This window comes from Paraburkholderia ginsengiterrae, from assembly GCF_001645125.1.
Classification (GTDB): Bacteria; Pseudomonadota; Gammaproteobacteria; order Burkholderiales; family Burkholderiaceae; genus Paraburkholderia; species Paraburkholderia ginsengiterrae.
In genome coordinates, this window is sequence record NZ_LXKA01000371.1 from 1 (window position 1) to 21884 (window position 21884).

Annotated in this window: 12 protein-coding genes and 2 pseudogenes; 4 read left to right on the forward strand and 10 right to left on the reverse strand. The window is 57.4% G+C overall.

Features of this window, described 5'->3' with window-relative positions; all coding sequences use genetic code 11:
* Positions 1-610: pseudogene (locus A6V37_RS34730) on the forward strand (adenosylcobalamin-dependent ribonucleoside-diphosphate reductase); the annotation flags it as partial.
* A gap of 832 nt (positions 611-1442) precedes the next feature.
* Here the strand turns inward: A6V37_RS34730 and A6V37_RS39705 are convergent.
* The gene (locus A6V37_RS39705; protein ID WP_075643606.1) at positions 1443-1694 is read right to left on the reverse strand and encodes a helix-turn-helix domain-containing protein; all 252 of its coding nucleotides are present in this window, start codon (positions 1692-1694) and stop codon (positions 1443-1445) included.
* A gap of 575 nt (positions 1695-2269) precedes the next feature.
* On the opposite strand from A6V37_RS39705, the gene A6V37_RS34735 reads away from it, so the two are divergent.
* The gene (locus A6V37_RS34735; protein WP_064271969.1) at positions 2270-2473 is read left to right on the forward strand and encodes a hypothetical protein; all 204 of its coding nucleotides are present in this window, start codon (positions 2270-2272) and stop codon (positions 2471-2473) included.
* Between the two features lie 54 nt (positions 2474-2527).
* Positions 2528-3424, forward strand: a complete 897-nt coding sequence (locus A6V37_RS34740) for a DUF5677 domain-containing protein (protein ID WP_064271968.1) — start codon at positions 2528-2530, stop codon at positions 3422-3424.
* A 323-nt stretch (positions 3425-3747) separates the two neighbouring features.
* On the opposite strand, the gene A6V37_RS34745 is transcribed toward A6V37_RS34740, so the two are convergent.
* Positions 3748-4530: a phospholipase D-like domain-containing protein gene (locus tag A6V37_RS34745; protein ID WP_064271967.1), complete on the reverse strand. Its 783-nt coding sequence runs from the start codon at positions 4528-4530 to the stop codon at positions 3748-3750.
* Between the two features lie 367 nt (positions 4531-4897).
* Between A6V37_RS34745 and A6V37_RS43355 the strand changes: the two are divergent.
* A pseudogene (locus tag A6V37_RS43355) lies at positions 4898-5467 on the forward strand (transposase); the annotation flags it as partial.
* 167 nt (positions 5468-5634) lie between these two features.
* On the opposite strand, the gene A6V37_RS34755 reads toward A6V37_RS43355, so the two are convergent.
* From A6V37_RS34755 to A6V37_RS34790, 8 genes are all read right to left on the reverse strand, one after another.
* Complete coding sequence (locus tag A6V37_RS34755) at positions 5635-7071, reverse strand: hypothetical protein (RefSeq protein ID WP_064271966.1); 1437 nt, start codon at positions 7069-7071, stop codon at positions 5635-5637.
* A complete protein-coding gene (locus A6V37_RS34760; RefSeq protein ID WP_064271965.1) occupies positions 7071-12071 on the reverse strand; it encodes an AAA domain-containing protein in 5001 nt (1666 codons plus the stop codon). Before A6V37_RS34760 ends, A6V37_RS34755 begins: the two co-directional genes overlap by 1 nt.
* A gap of 540 nt (positions 12072-12611) precedes the next feature.
* Positions 12612-16430: a hypothetical protein gene (locus A6V37_RS34765; protein ID WP_064271964.1), complete on the reverse strand. Its 3819-nt coding sequence runs from the start codon at positions 16428-16430 to the stop codon at positions 12612-12614.
* A 591-nt stretch (positions 16431-17021) separates the two neighbouring features.
* Positions 17022-18716, reverse strand: coding sequence for a site-specific integrase (locus tag A6V37_RS34770; RefSeq protein WP_064271963.1), 1695 nt, complete (start codon positions 18714-18716; stop codon positions 17022-17024).
* A 183-nt stretch (positions 18717-18899) separates the two neighbouring features.
* Positions 18900-19409: a hypothetical protein gene (locus A6V37_RS34775; protein WP_157447929.1), complete on the reverse strand. Its 510-nt coding sequence runs from the start codon at positions 19407-19409 to the stop codon at positions 18900-18902.
* 82 nt (positions 19410-19491) lie between these two features.
* The gene (gene istB / locus A6V37_RS34780) at positions 19492-20280 is read right to left on the reverse strand and encodes an IS21-like element helper ATPase IstB (RefSeq protein WP_064271961.1); all 789 of its coding nucleotides are present in this window, start codon (positions 20278-20280) and stop codon (positions 19492-19494) included.
* On the reverse strand, positions 20277-21287 hold the full coding sequence (istA, locus tag A6V37_RS34785; RefSeq protein WP_064271960.1) for an IS21 family transposase: 1011 nt from the start codon (positions 21285-21287) through the stop codon (positions 20277-20279). Before istA ends, istB begins: the two co-directional genes overlap by 4 nt.
* 64 nt (positions 21288-21351) lie before the next feature.
* Positions 21352-21624, reverse strand: coding sequence for a hypothetical protein (locus tag A6V37_RS34790; protein ID WP_064271959.1), 273 nt, complete (start codon positions 21622-21624; stop codon positions 21352-21354).
* Positions 21625-21884: the final 260 nt, after the last annotated feature.

Below are 21884 nucleotides of genomic sequence, written 5' to 3' on the forward strand. Positions count from 1 at the left end.
GAAATCGCTTTACGTGGCGGCGTCGTTTATCGAGGTCACGGGGCGGCTCGGCGGCGAAGACGTCACCATCGAGCGGCCTATCGAATTCTTCATTCCCACCGGGCAGCGCGACGAATCGCAGCAATGGATCACGGCGACCATGCGTTCGCTGTCGCTGGCGGCGCGCGGCGGTTTTGTCGCGCGCAACTTGCAGGACATGCGCAAAGTCTCGTGGGATCGCGGGCAGGTCCGCCTTGGCGAAGTGCAGCGTCTCGACGGGCATCGCACGCCGCGCTGGCACGATTCGGAAGTGGCCGCCCTCGCCTTTGCGATCCAGCAGATCCTGCACCGGCGCGGTTTCCTCGATGCAGAAGGCAATCAGGTGCCCTCGCGCATGCTGGCGCGCTTGCCGCGTGGACAGATGAAGGCCGAGACGGCGTTGTCGGCGGATTTCGGGCTTCGCCCGCACCCGGCCGAAGCGGACGCCGCCGCGTCGATGCTGCATGGCGGCTCGCAAGGACTGCATACGATGCTCGGTCGCAAATGCGGATCGTGCGGGGCGAACGCGGTGATTCGCAAGGACGGTTGCGACTTTTGCACGGCGTGCGGGGAAGTGGGCGCGTGCGGGTGAGTGCGGATGAGTGCGGCCGCCACGTGCTGTGGGGTGCACCATAAAATGAAATATCGACCGCATAAAATGAAATGCCCAACCGCATAAAGTGAAATATTGCATTTCGTGCAATGTTCAAGCGAATGGCCGTCCCGCGCCCGCCTGCTACGCAGGCGGGCGCTTTTAAATCGGCTTCCATCTCACCCGTTATCACCGTTGCCGCCCACGCGACCGCAGATGCCACGCACCGTGCTTGGTTAGGCTTTTCACGATTGGAGCTGTGCCAACCCTGATCAGAGGATCGGCCCGAGGCGATATCCCGCGGTCTCCCGAGATGCCTCGCGCGTCATGGTCAAACCGTCATCTGCACGATTTTCCTGAACGGGATCGTGTCCCATGTGGACTCCCGGCAACGCCGTCGCCGGACAAAGTGGCTGCCCTGTGATCCGAGGAGAGCGTCGCCCGGTCTGGATGCATCGGGGCTCTACTGGAAGGTCAAGGCCGGATCTCTGGAGATGGCCTCTGCGATGCCCGCGAGCGACACGCTGCGCGTCTGGTTCTCGACTGCACCTCGGCTCACTGGCTAAGACATCTCTCGGGCAAAACGCTCGAAATTGATGAAAGATCCCGCTGCTGATCGCGGGAACTGCTTGGTCACGAGTCCATGCTGACATCCGCAGGTTATCGCCAGGCCGACTTCTCCCAGTTGCGCGAAATCAAGCTGAGCAGCTTCACGCTGCGATCCTCAAACGATGCGCCACAGCCAGAGCAGCAGTTCACACGTTGAGAAGATTGAGCTGCCCGCTGCCCACTTTTCACAGTGAAAAGTGGGCGTGAGTCATGGGTATACCGTTCACGTCCCCCGTTGTCGTCGTGGTGGTGGAGGTGACAGTAGCTCGCCGACGTCTCTCCCAAGAGCATGGGCAAGGGCGGCAAGAATCAGCAGTGAGGGATTTCCAACAGACCGCTCAATCTGACTCACGTAGGTTCGATCGACGTCAGCCTCTAGGCTCAGGCCCTCCTGGGAGAGCGCACGGTCTCGCCGGAACGTTTTAATGTTGATCGCGAGATGCTGTCGTAGCGTCTCATAGTCGCGTTGCTTCATTTATCGAAGCGTGACTATGTCGAGACCTGTGGTCCACGGGATATAATCTACAATTCGAATTTTTGTGAGTTCAAGATGTTGTTGACCCATGCCCAGTGGGCCGAGTCAAATCCGGCAAAACAGAAACTTTCCGCCCCCCACCGTTCGTGGCGATGCGTTGGCATTTCCGCCGAGTCACCAGTCTTTTTTGTTGACCTCCTCTGGGGAGCTGACAATCAGGATCAGGCAATTCGAAGTGTGCTGGTATCTTCGCCCGAAGAGCTAATTGAGCTCGTGACGGAGATGGGATCGGAGCGCTGTCGCGTGTTCCATTTGAGCCTTGCCGATGGCCATCGTAACGAGTTCCCATTCCTGTCTGAAGTCATGGCACTGAGGAGTCACCGGGAGCCCGGAAGCTCAATAAAATGGTACGTCTATAGAGATGCGCAAGGTTGTCAGCACGCGTGCTTTTCCTGGTCTCCACGCCCGGATGAGACTTCGGTGTGGGAAGATGAGCTTGTATTTGACACCCGTGCGCTGTAATACTGCCAGCTTCGTCGAAGATGCGACTTGCCAGCCAATAGAAGGAGCGCGAAATGATGAGCGTTGCTCGGTGTCTATTTCTGCGTGTCCAGGACAGGGAAGCCTTCGTCGCGCTGTCAGCCCTGGTGGCCGGTGTCGCCGGGTCGATCGCCACGCTGGTCACCGTGGCCATGATGATGGCTGGGGTACTGAAGGAGCCGCTCTGCCCACTAAGGCATTTTACGGCGCGGCTCCTACACCCACTTGGCTCGTCCTAAACTTATTCAGTCAGGCCGAGTGTTCAAGGTGGCTGTCAGATAATAGGCTGCGACATGATCGAACTCACCCAGATTACCGAAAAATATCAGCCACCTTATATCGAGAAGCATTTTAGCTCTCTTGAAGGGCTGCACATATTCTCGGTCCAATTCTTCAAGGACGTCGCAGATATTTATGATGTGCTCACGCGGATGCGCAACGTCGAGCGTAATCCAACCGGATATTCGATCGATGACGCGCCTATCCTCGGGCTCCTCGTCCGCATCTGCAAGCTTCTCAAGGAATGCGTGAAGTATCACGAGCAGGATAACGCGGAAGTTATCGCGATCTTCGAGCGCCCTCTCATCGAAGCGACGACGATCGCCAGCTATCTGATGCTAAACGACGACGCCGCGATCGCCGACTACCGCAAGTGCTCTTACAAGGATCGGCTTAGGGTTCTCAGGGAAATGGAGAATGGATCGGCCTTCTTCGACACGAAGGCGGGGAAGCGCTTGCTCGCTGCCGTCAAAGACAAGATGGATTTTGAAGGCCTGACCAAGGATGATTTTGCGGAACAGAAGAAAAATAAATGGCGGCTTCAGGGCAAAAGCTTCCGGGACATTTTCGCCGAAATTGAGCATGATGATCTCTATCCGGCCACTTATGGAATGATGTCTGAATCAATCCACGGCTCTTGGAATGAGTCTATGGATTGGGGATTGGTGCGCAACGAAGACGGCACTTTCTCCGCCTTCACCGACTACCATCCCGCTGACATCAGATACGTGACACCGATCATCAATTTTACAATTAAGCCTTTCCAGCTATGGCTCCAGCGTGTCGACCTGTCCGATGATAATTTAAAAGGTACGATAAACTGGATTGAGCGGGTGAATACACGTCTCTTTCACACATTTGATAGCCTGTATGACGGTGGCTACGATGCCAGGAAGACCAATGAGCCTTAATCGTGTTTTTCTGATTTAATCTGCTCATCCCTGTCCTCGGTGGCATGGACGCTGCGACGTCGCCAGCGGCGACGTTCGGAAGGAATTCCTTCTTCGACGACAGTGTTCACGTGTCCGCTTATTCGTTTAGGTGGACACGATACTCCCAGGTGCTTTACCGGACTTCAAGATGGCTTGTCCGGCCGCTTACCATTGAACGGTCGATCGATGCGTGTATGCCTAAACGGCGATTCGCAGACTTCACTGTTCGATGGAGGGGAAAGTCTAGAATCGCCGCACAGCCAAGCGAGTCTCAGCGAACCGCCGAAACAGAAGTTTATGCGTCAGCTGATACATGCACCAGTGTTATAGTCGATCTCCGGTGCAGCATATTCGCTTCTCCAATCCAACTGTTCTGATACTTCTATTAATTGTGCCCACTCGGCGCAGTATGCTTCCGCGAGAGTGGCGTCTTCGATGAAAAGCGCGTTTTCCAATGACGCTTTTCCGTTCTTGGTTACGTTGTAAGAGCCGGTCCAGACTGCATATGGCTGATATGGCCAAGCTCCCTCAACAACTTCGGGATCTGTCTCGTCTTTCGCTCGCAAAAAAACGAAGAACTTGTGGTGCATGCGAGGCATTGCTGATTCCGTCCCCCTCCGATGACCGATACATCGGATTCCGACATCGTGCAATGGATGCCCATGGCCGACAGGATCCTCAGTCGTTCGTGTCTCCAGCCAGCCTGCCCCCCAATGACCAGGCGCACGGATGGGAGATAGAGCTTCATAGTAGGCGTGCAGTTCAGTTTTCCAATCCGCGGGCAAGGGATCGAGGTCCGGCCGCAGAAAATCCTCTTTTTGGACGATGACCGATGCCGCCTGTTTCGACGCTAGCGCATTCAACACGCGTAAGCTCGTGAGCCACGCAACACATCCGACGACTGCATCTGCACTTTGGATATGCCGAATCAATGGGCTTTCCAGATCACGGAAATAGCACGCGGACTTTGTGCTTCTCGCCAATTCCACTTCAACGGACAGGTTCGCCAAAGGGACGTCTTCGGTGTTGTCTCCCATGTCGGTTTGACGCCGCTTAAGAGTATTGAGGTCTTGACGGTGACTCATAGCTGTTCAATTAATCTATGAAGGGGGACGATGAATTCCCAACGTCCGAGCCTTACGAAAAGGTGAGCGTTGGCGGTTATGATCACTCGATCATACTCAGACCGAATGGCCTAGCAGGACAGATACGCGACACTTGAGGAGCGTTTTATCTAATAAAGGTGTCTAATGTTCGCTTGGTTCTCACAGATTGCAGTACTAGCATTTCAACCAGTGCATACGACGTCCGACTTGTATTATCGGACGCGATTTGAAAAACTTGAGCCAAGATTTGTCAGCATTGGTGATTGCGTAATATGCATAGTTGAGGAGAGTCCGTTGACTGTGCGCAACCGCCGCTCAAAGATTCAAGCTGGTGCGACTTCGAGTGCACGAATCGAGCACGGACAGCCAGGCGAACCTGTTTCGCAAGAGTCGGCGTACCGGTGCGCTGCTTTGCTACATCGGGCATCTGCTCACGGATAACCGGCATGGTCTGATGGTGATCGCTCAGGTGACGCAGGCCAGCGGTACGGCCGAACGTGAAGTTGCGGCAGAAATGCTCGCCGACGCAGCGCGAGCTGCCAGCCCCCCATTGCGGTTGTGTCCGACAAGAACTACGACACGGCGGGCTTCATGGCGAGTTGCCACGCCAACCGTGTGAGGTCGCATGTGGCCCAAAATGACGGCCGCGCGGGCGGCTCGGCGATTGACGGTCGCACGACACGCTAGCTGCTACGCCATCAGCCAACGCAAACGCAAACGCATCGAGCAGGTCTTCGGCTGGGGCAGGACGATCGGCCGGATTCGTCAGGCGATGAATCGCGGCTGCGAGCGGGTCGAGCAGTTGTTCCTCCTGACTCAGGCGGCCTACAACCTCACGCGCATGCGTACGCTCGCAGCCAGAGCAGCGTTGACGCGCAAAGCAGCGTTGAGACGGCGTTGGTTCCACCTGAATTAAGGATGCTCAGTATCAATTCGACACGGACCAAACCGACGCGGCGGTTCTTTGGAAATGGATTCCTCGCGCTAGTGAGGTGTATTTCAACGGCCTGCTAGAGCCCAAATTTCCCGACTGGTTGATGCGCAAAGTTCGCCAGACACCACACTCCTAGAACGAACACTACCTTATTGGCCCGCGCGCATCTCATGGGCCACACTTTTTGCAAGATCCTCCATAACGCGCTGCACAACCGAGGCGTCGAATGAGAGGAAACCGAGCGGCACAGGTATCCCATTGTTCGCCTTAATCGGTGCGTGCACCAGCACTGCGGCAACCAGACCCGGAACTAAAAAAACCTCGACGGACGGTGCAATTGAGGCTTGTTCGGCGAGGAACTGATGGTGATCAAAAGCTTCTACGAGGTAGCGCGGCAGCGGCTTGCGACTTATCGCAGTCGCACCGACCTGTTGAGCTTCGGCGTCTCCCAAAGGCTGCGGCAACAGCAGATGCGCAATGCTGTTCAGTGTGGCAGGAAGAGCCCTTGTATGACCCCAACGTACTTCCGGAACTATCCATTGGATTTCCGGAATTGGTGGTTTGCCTGCGCACCTTTCAAGTGCATATCTGACTGCACTGTGCAGACGCTCATTGTTTGTCGAAGTAAATAGCGTTCCCAGCAAGGGAACCGTTGGGCGATCGGAACGTAGCTCCCCTGCCCGAGCCGCCGCCGTGTGGAAATACCGTTCGACCGCGAGCCCGTCGCGACGCATGAACTCCCGAAGAAAATCCGGCGCCCATGTCGTCAGTAGCTGATAACCCTGAATATCGTCCGCTCGCTTGCTGACTTTCAGCGTCTCCATGAACGCGGTGACGGACTCCACCACGGTATAACGATCCTCGAGTTGCTGAGCCTCTCGCCAGTTAGACAGGTCGGCTTCAGCTGCATGAGGTCGGCCAGTCGAAGCGGTGACGGTGATTGGAACAATCGTCGAAAATCGGTCTCCGGCAACCACATGATCGATTGAATAGAGGGTTGGCTTTTTGCTGGCGAGTTTCCGGTCCGATGACAGGAACAGCTCGGAAAAGTGCGTCCGGAACGCTTTGGGCACACGTTGCCTCGCGTTTGCGACTACCTCGACGTCCAAAACCGGAAGCTCATCAAGCTTCATGGCGAACACGCTAAGTCCGCGAAGTTCAACCGGACACAAAGAAAGCAGATCGAACGACACGCTCTCAGTCCGCTTTTCGACTGCGTAAATTGCCGGCGACTGCTGATCTTCGAGAAAGAGACTTTGTCCAGAAGGCGTGAGCCACGCTTGTCCGTCTGAGCGGGAGACGTAGTCCCGCGACGTAACCTCTTCGAGCACGAAAGACAATTCCCGTTGGTTGAAACCGAAAAAGCTGGCTATATCGGCTTCCAGAATGCCATCCGCCGCGTGTAGCAGACGAAGCAGGAACTCACTTGTTGGTGATATCGAACCACGCTCAGATACCTTGTACGACACAGTAAAGCGACGGCACGGAAGCAGCACATCGATCGAGTCCAGGACGATTACCTGTTCGTCAATTGAACCAGTAGCACGGGACGGTAGCTTGAGTATTGGGCGATTTGTCTGTGTCATTACGCGGCCCCCTTCACAGGCCTACGCGATCGTCCTGATGACGCCGTGGAACGCTGAATAGCGTCCGTCTCTCTCAGCCCTCTGTACTCAACCCCGTCGATTTCCCGCGCATCGCCTCGGTCCATCTGCGTTTTGAATTCCTTGCGAACTTTCCCCATGGGACCGGTGGATCGCCAGCCTCGCATAGCACCAACTAACACCAGCCGATCCATCGCACGGCTGACGGCGACATTCAACCTGTTGGGGCGCGACATAAAACCCTCGAGAATAGTGTTCGTTCCAGCTTCCACTCTCCCGTCGCAGTTATTTCGTACCAACGAAAGGATGACGACCGGGTTCTCTTTACCCTGATAGCTGTCAACGGTGTCAATTTTGATTGTCGAACGCATGCCGTCGCTTATAAACGCACTGCGGAGCTTTTGACGAATCAGTTCACACTGCGCGCGATAGGTGCAGATAATACCGATAGCATGCGCGTGCTCGGTCTGTGTCTCAATCCATTCGCGAAACTTGGTGTGTTGATCCCACTCCTTAACAAGATCAACGATCAGCTCCGCTTCAATTGGATTGTTGATGGCGTATTTTCGACTGTCTGGTTCATTTTGATGACCAAGTTCACCAAATTTATCAGTCGTGAGCCACGCTAGCGGCTTATCGAGTGTAGCCGGAAGACACTCCCTTGGAATAATGGGATCGGTTCTGCCGTGCGTTAACGCACCGCCGTAGAATGCTTCCGAGGCGATGCTCCCGATCGGCGACAGCATACGGTACTGTTCGGTGAGTGTTTCACCTGCCGCTGTTCCGTACCCTGAACCAAAAACTCGTTCAAAGTCGCTCATGACAACCTGACGTTCGGTGGTTGTGATTTTCTTTGCTACATGCTTTACCACCTCTGGACGATGTGTCGGTTCCAGCTGGCAATGATCTCCGACGAGGACGATCCAACGCCCGGCCTGCAACGGGACTGCCAATTCGCTTGCGGTGCATCGCGCGGCCTCGTCCACGACGACCAGGTCAAAGGAAGTGGACGTCAATCCAAGCGAGGATCGCCCCAATCCGACACATGTACCGACGACAATTTGCCTGGTGCCGGCAAGAAATGTCTCGAACGTTCTCTCGCGAGTCGACACGCTGCCGACAAAATCGCGCGCGAGATTCGCTATATCCCTGAAATGTTCCAGCTTTGCTGCGTTTGTAAATCCAGCTTGGCTTGCGATATCGAGCGCCACATCATCGAGGTCGTCCGCTGTGACGATGTCCTTGATGTCGAACGGATGCGAGAGTTTCTCGACCAACAATTCGAGTGTTTGACGCAGGCCGGATTCGCGCGGATCTGCAGACGAGCCCGACGATTCACCCTGGATTTGCTCCAGACGCTCAACGACTGGACGTATGAGTGTCTCGATAATGATCAGTTGCTCAAGGAGTTCATCCGGAATTCCGAGTACGCTTCCTGCCAAACGAAGACGTACCGACTGATCTGCCCGAAATCGATCCTTGAAAAGACTTTCAACCTTTCCTGTGTGATAAGCCATCAACCGTTCCGAAACGTTACTTTCATGCCCTACTCTTAGCAGACTTGGCGTTTCTCCCGCCTCATGAAAAAGTTTAACTACCGCTTCGGCTGCACCATTCACTGCCTCGTGTGACTGGCTGGCCACGAGCACGTTGCGAGCCAACCCATGGGTGAGCGCGAAATGCACCAACGCTCCTATGAATCGCGTCTTTCCAGTTCCAGGTGGCCCCTGGAGCAAACCGACCGGCCGCGTCTCAAGGAGGTTCGAGAGCGCTTCTGCCTGGACCTTATTCAGCCCGTATCGCTCGGCCAGGTCAGATGGTTCGGCCGCCACGGGCCGTCTGGCAACCGAGTCCGCGCTTCTGCCATCGAAGACGTCAATAAGGTCGGGGTACCGTGCCTCGCGGGAAAGCAATCGCATAGTGGCGTCCCGCCGCCGCGAGCGACTCGTGATCTCAAAGTGACTTTCGAACCTCAAGCGCTGCCCGTCGGCTACTAACCCTTCCCCGGTTTTTCCGCCCCACTTGCGGACATCAATCTCAAGCTGGTCCGCCGTAGACGTGGTCAGGTCAAGCTGGCCGATGCGCGTCCATCGACCGCCTTTGTCCAATCGGCTGACTGTAACTGTGTCTTCCCGGCCGAAGTCAAACGTCCCGGACTCCAGATCGAACGGAATAATGTGTCGTTGCGTCTGAGGCTTATATGCGCTCGCACCGGTCGCCTCACCCTCGATGACAAATTCGGCTTCCGAATCGATCAGGTGACGCCAAAGCGCCTGGACGTCGAGTTGTCCTGACCCGGACTGAGACGAAATCTTCTCTTCAAGCTCGTCAGCTGAAACTTCGGACGGGGGTTCGACGTCTTCGCTGACGTCGTCTCCGGTGGATGCCTGACGGTCGGCCTCAGTATTGAGCGCCAGTGCGTAAGCCGCATCCCATGCTTCCGCGATATCCTTGTCGGATAGGACATTCTCGAGATCGCTGAAATCGTCTCGATCGGCAGCTACAAGCGTCAGCTCCGCCGCGATTGCGGCGAATTCCCATCGCGCAATACTCGTGATCTGTTTCTGGTCAATGGGTTCGCGGCGTACGGAAAGGGCTTGCCTCCGACCGTCCAGCTGAAAGATCAGTTGTTCGACTGCCCCGCGAACACGTAACTGCCTTCCCCCAGGCGTAATCCGGAACGCCAGAAATCCCTCGTCCGAGAGGAATGGACGTGTATCAGTTACGCAAACGCGCAGGGTAATCTCACGGACAGCGTTGTCGGTGGTGGTGTCAAGAATGAAATCGAGGGCCTCTGCAAGAGGCAGTAATGTTCCATTCTTCGGCGACTCGGTGCGGATTTTCAGAATGGCTTCATTAAGCCTCTCCAATCCGCCGGCTGCTAAGTTTGCTCGGGCGACAATTTCCTCGACAATACATGTTGCGGCGTAGCAGTCTCGCTCGAAGCGGCCCCCTGTCGCTGGGGCATACGCCCGCGACATTTTCTCTCCGTCATCGACATGGACAAAATCAAGAATATCCACGAGAAGTGGCTGCGGCGATTCTTCAGCGATAACGAGAATGTTCTCAGGTTTAATGTCACCGTGGGCGATTTTCTTATCGTGGAGGGACACCACTGTAGCAATGAACGAGCGCAGGAAGGCAAGACCAAACTGAGCATCCATCCATGGAAGATCGGAGGTTGACAAGGATTGGGCGAGATTTGGACTATCGATAAAATCCTGAATCAGCACAACTGCATCACCCAGCCAAATGGCTCGCTGAATTCCCGCGATTCCCGGAGGGCGCTCGATGATCATGCTTTCCGCCTGCTCAAGGAACCCCAGCAACCTTGGCGCCTCGCGGGTCTGGTCGCCCCACCCTTCGCGCTTCCACATTTTTACAAGGACCTGCTTCCCTTCAGAAGCGCTTCGCCACATCGCAATATTCGCGTCGTCTCTGATCTCTTTGACGACGGGATACTCACTCACGAGCTTCAGTTGTGACGACATCGTGCGGAATCGCTCGAGTCCTTTCAGAACCTCGGCAGCTGATGGTTTGGATTCTAGAGCTAGATTGAGCGCCTCGAGCATTGCGGACGCGTCGGCGTATCGATCGTCGGCAGACCACGCGAGCGAACGCTCAAACCAATTGTGCAGGGTACCGAATGCGTCATCCTTGTCCACCGACGCGTCCCATTCGGGAGGATCGTCAGCGGTCGCTGCAGGAGGAAAGGCAAAGAGCAATCGATGAGCAACACACCCCAGCAGAAAAACGTCTTTCGTTCGGGAGTCGACGTCGACTCCGAACGCGTCTTCCGGGAGTCTCACCGTGGAAAGAAACTGATAGCGGTGACTGCCGAGGGATTTAACGTCTTGAAAGCTCGCGGACATCAGATGCGACAGTCGAACAAGGGACGGTGGTTCTATCCAGACGCTGTGCGCGCCGATGTCAAGGTGTGATGCGTTAAGACGGTGCATCAACGCGGCCCTGTGTACGATCTGGCGGACAAGTTCGATCCGCGTTTCGCGCGTGAACTCGAGAATCTGGTTGCGACTCAGATCCAGAAGGCGCTGCAACCTCTTTCGACGGTCGAAGACTTCCCAATATTCGATGCCTTTTTCATCATCGTCGGTGCGAGGCTGGAGAATCGAGGTTTCAAATTCAGCATTTCGATCGTTAAGCCAAGCGATGATTTCGCGTTCGCGTCCCGCAATCTCACGGCGACCGTCCTCGTTCTGGAATCGTGTCTCCGCCTTCGTAAAGTCCCAGCGTCGCAATAGTCCTGTTGCCCCGCCGGCCGCGTTATCCGCGACGTCGTATTCACGATAAATCTGCTTTGGATGTTCGAACGTGTGGGCATCCGACAAAGCCTGAAAGCTCCCGTATCGACGACTTGATGGCTTGAAGTATCCCTCTTTCACGTTAAAAAACTGCTGCCACAGGTTCCGCCACGGGTCAGTCGTCAGATCCTTTGAATGGAATACAGCAGGAACCCCAGCAAGCATCGCAACCCGTTGCTTCGGGTCTTGAAGCGCCTTGATGAAAGCATCGAGACAAAATACGCGGTTAATTTCCGTTGGGGCTATTCCGGAACGGTCGTTTGTTCCCGTCAACACCACACAGCCGTCGACTTTGGGACACGTTGTGACTCCGTTCAGTTTCGCTCGTGCCGCGGGCGTCTTCAGATAGCGCTGCAGCATCAGATACAGTTCCCGGGAGTTCGAAAGGATCTTCTCGACGGGAGATCCACCCTCGCGAGGGTTTCCGTTTACGCTCCATGCTCCCCCCGAACTCGTAATCTTGCCGTGCCAATCTTTCAGGTCTACCGCGAGTACTCGATCTTCGATCACGAGTATTACGTCGATTTCACGACCGCCATAGGGTAGCGCAAGCTCCAGGTTGGTGAACGCCATCCACCCACTGGGCAGGTCAGTCTGCAGTCGGTTTATACCGTGTATCTCGCGATCGTGGATGCCACGGCCCTTGTTATAGATTTTCAATTGGCTTTTCTCTCAAATTCCACTTCGACTACGACAGTCCGATCCGCTCTCGAAGAACGCATGCCGGCCGCGGTGATCGTTGCGTGCAGGCGCGCATGCGTAAATCCGCGTGGTCACGATTGCCAGACGTCGTGATCCCGATAGTTAACCGCTCTTCCACCCAATGCGCACAAACCGCCGGCTGGTAGCCGGGCCGTGCAACGCGCAACGAGTCACTCATGCAAACGCGTAGTCAACCTCTTATTGTCGCCGCATTCACGCGGCAACACAGCACGTCGAAATGATCGCGCGAATCGTCTTGCCGCTTTGCAGGATTACGACAGCATATCGGCAACTCGAAACAAATCTTGAGTGAAATCTCGCACGGTGCCGACCCGCAGAGCATAGTGGCACTACTGCCGCTATGCCGCACCCACCAGTCGCCAATACCGGAGCGAATCGTGTGCGCCAGTGCCGATGGCCCACAGTGATCAGGGCGACCTCATATTCTCGCGGTATCCATCGGCCTCAAGGCAGCTTTCGGTGCCGCGGTCACAAAGATCACGACATCAACCGCCTCTTCGCTGCCTCAACGTCGAACTCACTGGCCATCTGTCGCCACGCCGCAGCGATCTTTCGACACAGTTGCTTGGCCCTTTGCCAACGCTCGGGAAGCGCCTGCGCCCGAAGCAGCCATTCTCCGGAAAGCTGTTCCTCGAGTGCGCCGCCATCAAGCACTCCCCGTGTGGTAACGCCTCGGCTATTGACGACCTCCATAGCCAGACCATCTTCAATCTGGCGCGAACCGAGTTTTTCGAGAGCATCGGCCACCACATCGCCTGGCCAGCGGCCATCGCGCTCAGGCGGGCTGTGTAATAGGACGGCTCCGATATACTGGTCAGCAACGGCCGCTCTGTCCGACTGCTCAGCAAGTGAGCGAGCTTGGGTTATCCACTCCATCAACAACGGCATCTGCATCTCACCCGTCGCGTTCAGGCCGGGAGGGGTGCGCCAGGTACGAAGGACGCGCCAGGCAATAGTGGCATTCGCCTGCTCCAAAGGGTCGGGTGAGTCCTTGTCGGCATGCTCGTCCGCCGGGTTCGCAGGTGCATACGCGGCGCAAATTACAGCGATAAACTCATGAGGCTTCTGAGCCATGGTCCGATGAAACGACAACTGCTCTCCTTCCCCCAATTCAGCAAGAAGCAGAGGAAGGCAACGCAACTCCATGCTGTCGAGCGCTTCCTGCGATACGTCGTTTTGCTTGCGCAACCAGCTAATTGTCTCTTTGACGTTGTACCCCAGCATCGGAATCGATTCCCGTTTTTCAGCCAGTTGACTCAGCGCTGCGTTCATAACCTCGATCGCGATTCCGGTACTCAACATCTTCATGCTCTGGTTAACCAACTCGGCTGCCCGCCCGTGAGCAACAAGCGCGACGGCGATCTCATCATTGAGTGGTTTATCAGTAGAACGAAGGTATTGACTTCGCGTCGCCCAATAACGCGATGCCGCTGAAGGTGGCTTGCCCTTCAGACTGTCTATTAGCGTCCGGCTGTCCGCCATGTCCGCCAGACAAAGTCCGAGAGACCATTCGGGCCACCCACGCGAGACCGTCGCGTCTGAAAGCTGCCTCATCCAGTCGTCACCCGCGAGAGCAAAGCGCGTCGCACAAAGGACCGGTACGCCTCGTTCGTCTCGAGAGGAGAGTCGCCCAAACCACCGGTCGAGCAAGGCAAAGATCCCGTCAGTATCCTGTATGCTCTCGGCCGCCTGCTGCGCGACGAGATAAGGGTGGCGTGCCTTGCAGAACAAGTCGTCCACCGCGTCGACACCGCTTTCCAGTACTTTGAGAAATGCCTGGTCGCGCAATGCCTTTACCTTCTCCGAAGCCGCATTGATGTCCGATTCGACATCCGCCAGGTCCGGAAGAAATTCGTCGAAAAGCCACCTGACTTCTTCCACTACCGTAGAACCCCGGAATTCCCGGCCCACTGCCTCCAGCGCGTCGGTTTCGACAGCCGGCATCGCCCAAACTGCGTTGGAAAATCTGCGATGTCTGGCAACCAGCTGCCGAATCCCCTCCAGGATGCCTTCCCTTGTAGACGGAGCGAGATTCGGTGCTCTCGCTGTAGTCGTCAATTGCGCCCGCAGCATCGCGCGATGTTCCGAAGAAAACATCGGATAGTGGTCAATGAGGATCAGCTGACGCTCGGGAGCGGAATCACTCAAGGAAAGTGCAAAACTGATATAGGCCAGAAACGCTTCCCGCCTATGTTCTTCGGTCAACGGCGCGCGAGTAGACCGTCCAAAGTCTTTCCACACCGGCTCCTGCGTGGGGAAGCTAGTGTCCGAGGCTCGCGGCAGGATAGCCAGTGCTAGTCGCCACGCTACTGTCGGGAACGTTTCTGCAAGTCTGTTCAGGACGTCCAGCCGCTGGGATAGCGTCGCACTAGTGCTAGGACTCCACGCCAGGAAGATAGAACGGAGGCTGTTTGATGGTCTGTTCACGATCCTGCCGTCACCCTCGTACTCCACGAGACGCGCAAGCAGGATAGCGATGCGGGTGAGATACGTTGGCTCCCACGCGAGGCATTCAAGTGCGGATAGAAGTCCCGTATGTAATACTGGCCCAAAGAAGCCTTTGTCCTCGAATAACGGCTGCAATGTTACGGGCGAGCCCTGGAGGGCCTGCTCCAGGGCTTCAACAAAAGGGATAGGCGCCGCCTCCGCCATCGTCGGAAGATTGGATGACAATGCGGCGAAAAAGCGCGGCTCATCGCGGAACATCGCAATTTTCCCGACGACCCTGTCGACGAATGCCTGACAACCTCCATACTCGTACGCGATGTGTTCGTTGTCCAGCACCTCTTTGAAGGCAGAAATACGCAGTATGGTTTCCAGCAAACCATCTCGAAGCCAGCTGGAATGGTCCTGCACCATCACCTCTGCCGGAAGCGTGAGCGGTCCGTCCCACGCAGGAACGATCGTCGGATCGATTTTCGTGAAGACAGTCTCGATACATTGCTCCAGCGTCTTTAGTAGAGGCTGCGGTATGCGCTTCGCTGAGAGTGCAAATGCTACTGTCGGCGCTACCACAGAGAGCACGCTGTCCACGCGCTCCAGAAAGGGTGGGTCGCTCCGCATATGAAGGCCGATTTCCTGAACAAATGTCTGATAGTCGACACCGCTCAGAGTCTGAAGAATCTCCTTGTCTTCCGTTGCTCGCTCATCCCACCCCGACGCGAGAACCGCAGGCAGTGTCCTTGCAAGGTGCCCCGGCTCGCACCACTGCGGCACGTTCATGAGGGCATTGCCTTCATGCCGATTCCAGACTGACCAGACAGAAACGCTAGCGCCGCACGTTCGTGCCTCCTGCTCAGCGCGTTCAGCATCCATGCCCATCGACTGTTGGAGCGCTTCTGCAAAATCTCTTCGAAGTGCACGCCTGATAGCGACAGGCTTGTGGCTAGGTACAGCATACCCAATAGCGTTCACAACATAATGTCCAGCGTTAGCCAGAATAAACGCTGCTTCGTTGGCGGGCGGCAAAAGGACTGTGACCGGAAGTTGTGTGTCCGCGACAGGTTGCAGCGCCAGAATCTTTGCGGCGTCCAGTGACGAAACGACAAGTGAATTACTGAGCGCGTTCTCAGCCCCTTCCCTTTCACCTCGCTGTTTGAGATATGCATAGAGATATCCGGCTGTTTCCGCGGCCGAGTCCGTCAACAACGTGAGCGTCTGCCCTCTCTCTGGCCTGAACCGCTCATCCATCGCCTTAACGGGTCTTCCTGCCGTCACGAGTTCGGTAGATATCGGGGGACGGTGCTGCGTCGACCAGTTCCGCCAGAAAGTTTCCAGCGATACGCCGTACACGCCGGTACCAATCTCGAGATGTTCCGCACACCAGGCTTCAACGGCGGGGCACTTCTCGATCCATTGCGCCAACGCCGGCGCATCGATGACGTAGACCCTGCCCCAGGTGTTGCCTGGCAGGCTCGATATTTCCCTCTCCAGCTTTCTGACGTCCTGCAGCTTTCTCAATGTCACCGCAACGTATGCAGTTCTGCTCTTGTCCCAACCGTCCGGGACCTCCCTGCGGAAGGATTTCTTCACATCCCTGATGATCTTGCTTCGGGTGGCGTTTTGAGTGCTTAACTCCCAAAGCGCGTTGAACGCCGGTTCACCTTCCGTCGCCCGCAGTTGCACATGTCCGTCCCAACCAGGAAGATTATTCGCGGTCCCAGAATGGAATCCGATCGTCGCGAGCCGGTTGGGCACCCAGCAATAGATCAACCGGCGAATAAGCTCACCCAGGAGAGTCGGGCCCCGTTCCGCGGTTGCAAATCGTTCCAGGTCTTCAGTTTTGACCGTTGCCATGTTGTTCGATACCAGTGACTAACCACTCGACGGTGGGTGGACAACCGCGATGCCGCCGACGTCTTGCAACGACCGCGTGGAAAGCTGTTTATGAGTTATGGGACCGACTGAGATCAAGCTGACGCTGCAGACGAACCCTCGTGTGGTCCAATCCGCAAATGCATCGACCTCCGTCGAGAGCCGTTGAGCGCGCTCGGACAACATGCCCGCGCATGCGCGAGCATATCAGTGGGTCAGAAACATTGCACCTGGGCCGCTTGCCCGTCCAAAATGCAATTCGCATTGCAAGCAACGGACGCTGCATTGCTGTTTTCGGGTACTGACGAAGGTGAGCCGAACCCGCAAGGAGCTGGTTTCGCCTGGATGACGCTCCGGTCCGTGCCTGCATCGACCTGATGTGAAGCGCCACTGTGGCGGAGCCAGTGTGTCGATGCACGTCGTAGCGTTAGTGCTCGCGTGCAAAGACTTACAAGACAACGTGTATCTAGAATAAATCGAGTGGACGGATTCTACGACCAAACTGGCCGGTTCTCAGTCTGACGTACGATTCGATACCCTTCCAGCGGACCAACGTCGGGATATGCCCGGAGGCTACCGCTTGAAATCACCCGTACCAAACGCCTGATCGAACTGTCGGGCTCGTTGCACTTCGTCGCTATGCAGATAGGTCGACGTCGTCGAGATTGAGGCATGGCGGAGGTTGTCACGGACCATGATGAGTTCGGCTCCCCGTGCCAGTGCGTGCGACGCATGCGTGTGACGCATCCAATGTGGGCTCGCGCGGCGTAGTTTCTCGGCCGTCGCGGGTTGTTCGTCCTGAATCGTGTTGGCTACCGACACGAAGAACCGGCGTAGAACGCGCCAAAGCCGTGTGCTCTCGATACCGGCTCCGTCCTCGTCGATACTGCAGACGAGCGGCGTCGCCGGGTTCCAGCGCGCCGGCGTGACCGGCAATCCGCGCTGTACGAGATACTGGTCGAGCGAGGTCCGCGCGAGCGACGGTAGCGCCACCTTGCCCAGCTTGCCACCCTTGCCAATCACATGCAGCCAGTGGTTGCCGTGCTCGTCACGGTGGACATCTCCGAGCGTTGCGCCGACAAGCTCGCTCGCTCGCAAGCCAGTCGAGTAGCCGAAATCCAGCAGGAACCGCAACCGCTGCGCAGCCGGCACACTCCAGCCATATGACCATTCGAGTCCGTCGCTGACCGTGCGGATCAGTAGCCACTCGCCTTCGGAGAATCCACGGGACACATCCATCCCCGCGCGCTGCGTGTTGCTCTTGACCTTCACGCCGGCGAATGGGTTCGCGAGCACGTAGCGCTGTTCCATTAGCCAGCGAAACAGCGCGGACAGGACGTTCAGGGCGTACACCGCCGAGCGTGCGGACAGCGGACCAGTGAACGGCCGCCATTCGACACTATGCCGAGGCCGCGACGGACCGATCCAACGCTCGCGTGGTGTCGGTCGACGCAGGAAGCCCCGGTAGGCAATCGTATCGTCTGTGTTGAGCGACGACAGTGCTCGACCGCGCTCGACGATCGCCCACAGGAGCAGGCGCTCAGCTTCCTTGCGGTATGCGCGCTGCGTAGCTGCGGATTCGTGCAGCGCCAGCCAGGACTGGATTGCCTCGTAGTCATTCGACGCGTTCAGCAGGCAAGTGGCATGCGGCGCCCGGAACTGCCCCTGCGAACCATCAACGTCGTGCGGCACGCGCAGTTGCTCCCACGGCACGATGTTGCCGGACGGCGCCGCGTCGATCAGCGCCCGCGCCCGTTCAGTCAGCGCCGGATGGGCCGCAAAGAACGCCTCGATGCGGCGCGCCCCCGTGACGCCGAGTCCGACAATTGCCGTCCACCAGCGTCGTCGCCGCGGAATCCGCACAGTCAGGTCGGCCAGCGTCTGGATGCCGTGTGCGTGCAGCGCCGCGAAGATGCGCGATGGCAGCCACACTTCGACGGCGTCTGTGATTGACGGCGTCGGCATAGGCAGGCTCCGCAACACCGCTATTGCGTCGGCTACCTCTTCGGCCGACGCCTTCGACTGGCGGTCAGCGAAAACCGCAGCCAGATTCCCACGATGACGCTGCACGGCGAACGCGACGAGTTGCCGGCGGATGCGGCCCAGGATGGCGCGCGACGACGCACCAACCTCCCGCCGATCACCCAGATAGCGGGCGACCGCGGCGCGTGCGTCTAGGCCCGCGTACCAGCTACGTAGCGCAGCCAGCTCCGCTTCGTCGGGAAAGTCGGAGCTAGTCCTTTTGGGAAGGGTCTCACGCGTTTTCATGCTCGCCAGTTTAGACCAAATTTGGTAGCGGACTGATAAGAAGATTTATCTGCCCATCTGCGTGACAATGCTTACGTAATTATTTCAATGGCAGTGCTCAACTAAAGTTGTGGCGACCGCCCTCACCCTTTCCGAAATGCTTCGCTCGTCTGCGCCTTGGCGCACGGAACGGACCGGCGATGTTCAAATCGCCGGCCGCTTCACACTGGCCAGCGGAATCTCCTGTTGCTGGACGAAGTAGTCGAGGCAAGCACGGGGCAGTTTCGCGGGGACGAATGTCTCGAAGAGGCATAGCGTAGCGGCCTCCTTGGACTCATCTACGGCTTGGTGGAACCGATCGCAGGCTTCGCCCAAGCCCCGCTGGTCGACCTGCACCTGTGCTGCACCAGACTGCCCCCCGCCCTTGAGGACTCGGTGGATGAATTCCCACACCATGACTGCGCCGTCATCCGGAAGCCGCGGCTCTTTGAGCACCTCGCCGATGCGCTCTTCCCAATAACCTCGCGCGCAGCTGTACCGCGCGAGCTCGATAGGCACAATGAACAGGTGCTCGATCTGATTGTCGAGGCTGGCAAATAGTTGCGGAGTCCGTGCGTCGTCATCGTCCTCGAATTCGTGCTCGTCGTCGCAGTAGACGAGCTTCGGCATGCCATCGACAAAATACCGCTTCAGGTGCAGTAGCTCATGGAACACAGACGACGTGTCAACGCCGACTGAAACCTGACCCACATTTCGAGGTTTCGCCGAAGTAAATCTGACCCACCCGGGTCCTGTATCACGCGGCTGCTTTGGCGCTTGCCCGCGTGCCTGTTTGTCCCGCTTTCCTCTTGTCCTTCAGTCGATAGCTCTCGCCGCTGATTTGCACGATATGCGCGTGATGTAGCAGCCTGTCGAGCATCGCCGCCGTTAGCGTCTGGTCGTCAGCGAAGGCCGTCGCCCACTGCGTGAACGGCAGGTTGCTGGTCAACACGATTGAACCGCGCTCGTAGCGTTTGGCGACGACATTGAAGAACAGGTTTGCCTCCTCACGCCCGAATGGCAGATAGCCGATTTCGTCGATGACGAGCAGCCTGGGTCCTATCACCGCGCGATTGAAGAACTCCCGCAAGCGGTTCTGCTGTCGGGCGGCGGCCAGTTGCATCATCAGGTCGGCGGCCGTGATGAACCGCGTCTTGATGCCCGCCTGCGCCGCGCGGTACGCGAGCGAAGTCGCAATATGCGTCTTACCGACGCCAGATGGCCCGAGCAGCACGACATTCTCGGCACGCTCGATGAACGCCAGACTCGCCAGCTCCTGAATCTGCGCACGTGGCGCGCCGCTGGCGAAGCCGAAGTCGTATTGCTCCAGCGTCTTGACGCCGGGTAATGCCGCCAGCTTCGTCAGCACCTGACGCTTGCGCTGCTCGCGCGCGCCGAGTTCCGCTTGCAGAAGCTGTTCAAGGAAGTCGGCCATACTCGAATCGGTTGTTGCAGTGCGTTGTGCGAGCGGCGCCCAGTCAGTGGCGATACAGTCGAGCTTCAGTTGTGCGCACAGCCGGGCAATCCGTTCATGTTGCAGATTCATGCTGCGACCTCCAGCAACGCGTCATAGACCGCTAGCGGATGCTGAAGACTCTCACGTGGCAACACCCGGCGATTGTCCGGCACAGCAAGCGCTGGCGTCTGCGCCGGCAACGGCAGGAGCACCGCCTGTTCCGCAGCGAGCCTCACCGCTGGACGCTCGCCCGTCGTTGCGTGACGGCGCGTGTTGGCAACTTCGGTCAGCCACCGGCCAATGTGCGCATTGGCGGCCTCGACGTCCAGCTTCAACCCCGATGACCTGAGTGTCGCTGCAAGCGGCACAACGAAGCTCTCCTTGAGGTAGCGGTTGAAGCGTTCGACCTTGCCCTTGGTCTTTGCGCGATACGGACGACACACCTTCGGCGTGAAGCCATAGGTTTCCGCCAGCGCCAGCAACTGCGCATTCCAGCGATGCTGGCCTTCGCCGAATGCATCGCGCTCGATGACCACCGACTTCGCGTTGTCGAACAGCACATGTTCCGGTGTGCCGCCGAAGTAGACCAGCGCTTCGCGCAGGCATTCGCACAGCGTCGCGGCGTCCTCGCGCGCGGTGAACCGCACGAAGCTCGCACGGCTGTAACCCATCGTCGCGACCAGCGCGAGCAACGGCTCGCGTCCCCGCCGGATAACGGTGAAATCGGCCTGCATCTGCTTGCCGGGCGCGGTTTCGAAGCGCACCACCGGCTCGGCTTCGGGACGCTTGTGGGGCACCAGAAATGCCTTGAGCTGACTGATGCCGCCTTCGTATCCGGCTTCCTGCAGTTCGCGTAGCAGAACCGTTGCCGGAATCCAGTGCGGCCGCGCGGCGGCGACGCGCTCCAGCAGATAGTCCTTGAACGGGTCTAGCTTCGTTGCTCGCGGCTCACGCTGGCTGTAACGGCTCGCCTGCTCGTCCCTCAGATAGCGCCGCACGGTGTTGCGCGATAAACCCGTCTGCCTCGCTATCTCCCGCACCGCCGTCCCGCGCCTGGCCAATACCTTGATTTCCACTGCTTGCTCCTGAGTCAGCATCGGCGGCAAAAAGCCGCCATCGTCTCCCAGGTGGGTCAGGTTTACTTCGACGACTGGGTCATTTTTACATCGGCGCTAACAACGACGCGCGCGGCGGTCCGGCTTCGGGCACTTGGATGACCGCCTTTCGCTTGCCGAACTCACAGGCCATCTTCTCCTTCGCTGTCGACTCTGCTATCACGCGCAGACCCGCGTGGTGCTCGATATCGCAGACGAGTTCTCGCAGATCCTCTGGCAGACCCGCAAACAAGGGTAGTTCGGTCAAGTATTGAGTCGGCATAGTCTGCCCCTTTACCTTCGTCTTCAGCCGACTGTCCGTGTCGACGTCGCCCGGCATCGGATTGTCGTCATCGTGCGAGCATTCGACCGACCGTTGCGGCACCTAATTAGTTGCAGTCAGTCATCGCTCTACAACTTTAGTTGAAACGGCGCAATATTCACACTGGGATCGTCGGAGGTCCGGTTGCAATGGATATTGGCACAAAAGGGAAGCGGCGACGGGAGATATTCGTCCTGGAACACGTCAGGAATGCGCGGTCTTCTCAACCTTCCGCCGTTGTACTAGCAAACCTATATGATCCAAAAAATGCGGAAATA

Coding starts and splice junctions, on each gene's coding strand:
- A6V37_RS34755 (WP_064271966.1), bottom strand. CDS start 7,071: ATGACACAGACAAATCGCCCAATACTCAAGCTACCGTCCCGTGCTACT.
- A6V37_RS34745 (WP_064271967.1), bottom strand. CDS start 4,530: ATGAGTCACCGTCAAGACCTCAATACTCTTAAGCGGCGTCAAACCGAC.
- istA (WP_064271960.1), bottom strand. CDS start 21,287: ATGCTGACTCAGGAGCAAGCAGTGGAAATCAAGGTATTGGCCAGGCGC.
- A6V37_RS34765 (WP_064271964.1), bottom strand. CDS start 16,430: ATGGCAACGGTCAAAACTGAAGACCTGGAACGATTTGCAACCGCGGAA.
- A6V37_RS34790 (WP_064271959.1), bottom strand. CDS start 21,624: ATGCCGGGCGACGTCGACACGGACAGTCGGCTGAAGACGAAGGTAAAG.
- A6V37_RS34735 (WP_064271969.1), top strand. CDS start 2,270: ATGATGAGCGTTGCTCGGTGTCTATTTCTGCGTGTCCAGGACAGGGAA.
- A6V37_RS39705 (WP_075643606.1), bottom strand. CDS start 1,694: ATGAAGCAACGCGACTATGAGACGCTACGACAGCATCTCGCGATCAAC.
- istB (WP_064271961.1), bottom strand. CDS start 20,280: ATGAATCTGCAACATGAACGGATTGCCCGGCTGTGCGCACAACTGAAG.
- A6V37_RS34770 (WP_064271963.1), bottom strand. CDS start 18,716: ATGAAAACGCGTGAGACCCTTCCCAAAAGGACTAGCTCCGACTTTCCC.
- A6V37_RS34740 (WP_064271968.1), top strand. CDS start 2,528: ATGATCGAACTCACCCAGATTACCGAAAAATATCAGCCACCTTATATC.